This is a genomic window from Bradyrhizobium pachyrhizi, assembly GCF_001189245.1.
Classification (GTDB): domain Bacteria; phylum Pseudomonadota; class Alphaproteobacteria; order Rhizobiales; family Xanthobacteraceae; genus Bradyrhizobium; species Bradyrhizobium pachyrhizi.
The window spans coordinates 10,417-11,118 of record NZ_LFIQ01000039.1; the positions used below are offsets into that span (position 1 = coordinate 10,417).

The window sequence follows — 702 nt, forward strand, 5'->3', positions numbered from 1 at the left end:
GTGCCCGCGCCGGCCTTGCGCCTGGCAATCAAGGTCGCGCGGCGCCCGGCCGGCACCAGCGCGAGCGTGGAGTCAGCGGCGTTGCCGGCTTCGTCGTCGAAATAGATCCGGGTGTAGAGGTGCAACAGCATACCGCGCGCGAACACCGCGAGCCCGATGTGCGGCGCCTGCGGCTTGCCGTCGGCATCCGGCACCATGCCCGGCTTGATGGTGTCGAAGGCGTAACCGCCGCCCTTGTCGGTGCCGCAGCGGCCGAAGCCCTTGAATGAGGAGTTCGGCAGCGCCCGCGCATCCTGCGGATCGGAGAAGCGCCCTTGCGCGTCGGCCTGCCAGATCTCCAGCATGCAGTCCGGGATTATGGCGCCGTCGCCGTCATAGACCTTGCCCTCGACGCGGATGCGCTCGCCGGAGACATCGGACGTCAGCAGGTTGCTGGTAAAGGCGTCATTCCATTCGTATTCGCCGTTCGGCGTCAGGCCATACTTGAAGTAGGGGCCGACGGTCTGCGAAGGCGTGATTCCATCAGGACGCGGGTTCGACACTTACCTGATCTCCATCGGCGTGGCATTGCGTCCGCGCAGCACGATATCGAAGCGGTAGCACAGCGCCCATTCCGGCTGGGTGTTCTCGGGATCGAACGACGAGATCATCCGTGCCCGCGCCTTCTCGTCGGTCACCGAGTTGAAGATCGGATCGAACGGA

General features: G+C 65.4%; 2 pseudogenes. Both read right to left on the reverse strand.

Annotation, left to right across the window (positions count from 1 at the left end):
* A pseudogene (gene pcaG / locus AKL29_RS04900) lies at positions 1-542 on the reverse strand (protocatechuate 3,4-dioxygenase subunit alpha); the annotation flags it as partial.
* Positions 543-702, reverse strand: a pseudogene (locus AKL29_RS44425) (protocatechuate 3,4-dioxygenase subunit beta); the annotation flags it as partial. It abuts the pseudogene before it with no gap.